This window comes from Enterobacter sp. EC_64 (assembly GCF_019584165.1).
Classification (GTDB): domain Bacteria; phylum Pseudomonadota; class Gammaproteobacteria; order Enterobacterales; family Enterobacteriaceae; genus Enterobacter; species Enterobacter roggenkampii.
In genome coordinates, this window is sequence record NZ_VDAS01000061.1 from 1 (window position 1) to 2,921 (window position 2,921).

Consider the following 2,921-nt stretch of genomic DNA (forward strand, 5'->3'; position numbering starts at 1 on the left):
GCCCTAACAGGATCCCGGTCATCTCAAAATTGGTGTTAGTGTTAGACATATATTCAAGCCTATCTCTTATCTGGAGATACAGCTACTGTCTGGTGTTTCAGGGGGCTACATCACCAGTTTAGGATTACGTTTAGAGGATTTCTTGGTAGTGTCGATTAAGTACGTGTTACCGTTCCTACTCTTCACCTTTTTGTATTTATCACTCTTGGTTCTTGAACGTAGTTGTGTAATGTTACCTTGCTTAGTTAACTTAGCATTCTGATACGGTATGATCTTCCCTTCATTAACATTCTTATATGCCGGATCAAGAACGTACTTTAGATATGATGCTTGATTAGGTAGTAGGATGATCTGGTTAACTGACTTGAACTCACTTATCTTTCTAAAGTTAAAGTACATACTCTTTCCAGTAAACGCGACACCACCACCCGCTACATCATTATCAATTTTTCTTTGAATGTGCTGTGTAACTATACGCATACGGCTACTTAATTCTTTTTTAAATTCTTGTCCTTTCTTTGGGCTGTTCTTGTTTATGAATCGCTTCATATCATTAGGACTATTGCCACCCTTCCATGCCATATTACCTATTCCCCAACATCGCTACTAAATCTTGTAATACATTGAATAAATCACGTCTGTTCTTTGGTAAACGTGCTTTGCATAGAATTGCTTTGTTTAGGTTGTCTGGATGTAAACCAAAGTACGAAATCAACGCCGTTTCAATAATGCTTGCTTCTGCGTCTGATTTAACACAATACAAAATCTTCTTTGTATAATCCATGCCAGCATCAATCATAGCATTCACTGTCTTACTACTACCTGTGTAGTTTTTCCAGTTAGATTCTACAGAATTAACTTTTAGTTTATCTATGCTTTTAACTTTTTGATAAATCATTTTCTTTCCATAATAGAATTCACCTGTTTCTGGAAACTCTATGATGTAAACAAAAGATGTATAGTTGCCGTCTGTTACGTCTGAAATATTCCATTGGTCTTTATCGAACATTTCCCAATTCTTATTAATGCGTCCTGCCATTAGTAAATACCTTTTTAAAATTAACTAAAGGTATTTATGAAGATGGATTTAAAAACACGATTAATAGAATATGAGGGTTCACGAGCATATCAAACACGTATGGGATACTTTCGCAATGACAAGTACTACCCGTATAAAGATACAGAAGGATTCTTAACTGTAGGATTCGGGCATAAAGTACTACCAAATGAAAACTTCACTAACGGTATTACTGAGATTGAAGCACTTCGACTACTTGATAAAGATATAGCCATAGCAACAAGCCAGCTAAGTAAACTAAACCTAACCATGCCTAAAGATTGGCAAGACTTCATGATCATCATGATTTTTCAACTTGGCCTATCTGGAACGATGAAGTTTAAAAAGATGATTGAGGCACTACGTGATGCCAACTACCCCGAAGCAATTAAACAAGCGAAAGATAGTTTATGGTATCGTCAGACACCAAATAGAGTTAATGCGATGATCGCACAATTAACCAACAAATAAGAAAAAGGGATAGTACCGTAATTGATACTATCCCTTTTTTTTGTTACTGCTTTGATTGTTCAAGAATAGTAATAATCCTTTCAAGTTTGATATCCAATTCGTGAATTTGAATTTCAAGATTTCTCAAGGTTTCTTTCATCTTGTCTTGTTCGTCGCTTAGACGTGTAATGTTACTATCTTGTACCGCAATGGTAGTTTCAATATCAGATACACGACTTAGTAAGTCATTAGTATCTTTTGTATTGTCACGGAAAATAGTATATATCAGCACCAAACCACTAATAACCAAAGCCAGAATTGTTCCCATACCCATTTAGTACTTCCCTATTTTATATTTTGGTAATAGTATTTATTACGCATTATATAAAGGCTGATCACCAGCACGATATAAGAATGATGACCAGTTAGCAGGAACATTAAGTGAAGCAATACCACTACGTGAAGTTGTACACATCACATAGATATAATTCCAGTTACCACGACCTACAGGCGGAACATATATAGAATTCAATCTGAAAGATGTAGAACTACCACCGTTACCAGCATCATAATAATAGAGATTAGTTAAACCGATTCCATCACCACCCATACGAATATAGAAGTATTGACGTTCATATGAGGTTAAACCAATTGATAAATCACTATCAAAATAACGTGGAAAATCTTCACCACGTATACGCAACGCTATATAGTGTTGGTTAGCTACTGGATTTAATGCGGCCTGCCCCCCTGATACAGTCTTAGAGCCAAAGATAAACGGTACAGGGTTGATACCAGTTGATTGTGGACGGCAGATATCACCTACGATACGTGCGGCACTTAGAGTACCAAGAATGTTACAGTTTTCACTGATAGTAACGTTGTTCAGTACACCAGATGTTGCCTGTATATTTCCACGTACAGAAACGTTACCAAACCAGGCATTACCATTTTTATTGATAGCCCAGCCATTCACACCATCCCAATTACTGGATTGTATCTGCTGGCTAATCTTCGCTGAGTCGATCACGCCGTCCATAATGTGGGCGTTACGGATTGCGGCATTGGCGATTTTCGTATTGTCTATTGCGGCATCCTGAATTTTCGCACGGGAAACGGAAAGGTTATTTATCATAGCCTCATTGATGCTCGCTGATGCTATCACCGCTGAGTTGATGTAAGTCTTACCACCCTGAACCACAAACGGATAAACCCTGTCTGATAGCTTGGCACTGTCTGTACTGATGATGCTAAAGCGATCTGCCATAACGGTAAACACTGATGTTTTTTCGTCTGCTGCTAAGGAAGGTGCGAACAAGTTCCTGATATGAGATCATCATATTCATCCGGAGCGCATCCCAGAGGGACATCATGAGCCATCAACTCACCTTCGCCGATAGTGAATTCAGCACTA

Annotated in this window: 5 protein-coding genes; 1 reads left to right on the forward strand and 4 read right to left on the reverse strand. The window is 38.0% G+C overall.

All coding sequences use genetic code 11. The features are described from left to right. Positions 1–105: 105 nt before the first annotated feature. Both FHC52_RS22355 and FHC52_RS22360 read right to left on the reverse strand, forming a co-directional pair. Positions 106–582, reverse strand: a complete 477-nt coding sequence (locus FHC52_RS22355; RefSeq protein ID WP_220420276.1) for a hypothetical protein — start codon at positions 580–582, stop codon at positions 106–108. 1 nt (position 583) lies between these two features. Beyond that, on the reverse strand, positions 584–1,039 hold the full coding sequence (locus FHC52_RS22360) for a hypothetical protein (protein WP_023292981.1): 456 nt from the start codon (positions 1,037–1,039) through the stop codon (positions 584–586). A gap of 36 nt (positions 1,040–1,075) precedes the next feature. On the opposite strand from FHC52_RS22360, the gene FHC52_RS22365 reads away from it, so the two are divergent. Further along, entirely contained in the window at positions 1,076–1,528 is a 453-nt protein-coding gene (locus FHC52_RS22365) for a glycoside hydrolase family protein (RefSeq protein WP_023292982.1), read from the forward strand. Between the two features lie 43 nt (positions 1,529–1,571). On the opposite strand, the gene FHC52_RS22370 is transcribed toward FHC52_RS22365, so the two are convergent. After that, positions 1,572–1,841, reverse strand: coding sequence for a hypothetical protein (locus FHC52_RS22370; protein ID WP_023292983.1), 270 nt, complete (start codon positions 1,839–1,841; stop codon positions 1,572–1,574). 39 nt (positions 1,842–1,880) lie between these two features. Then, positions 1,881–2,774, reverse strand: a complete 894-nt coding sequence (locus FHC52_RS22375; protein ID WP_220420277.1) for a DUF3672 domain-containing protein — start codon at positions 2,772–2,774, stop codon at positions 1,881–1,883. Positions 2,775–2,921 lie beyond the last annotated feature (147 nt).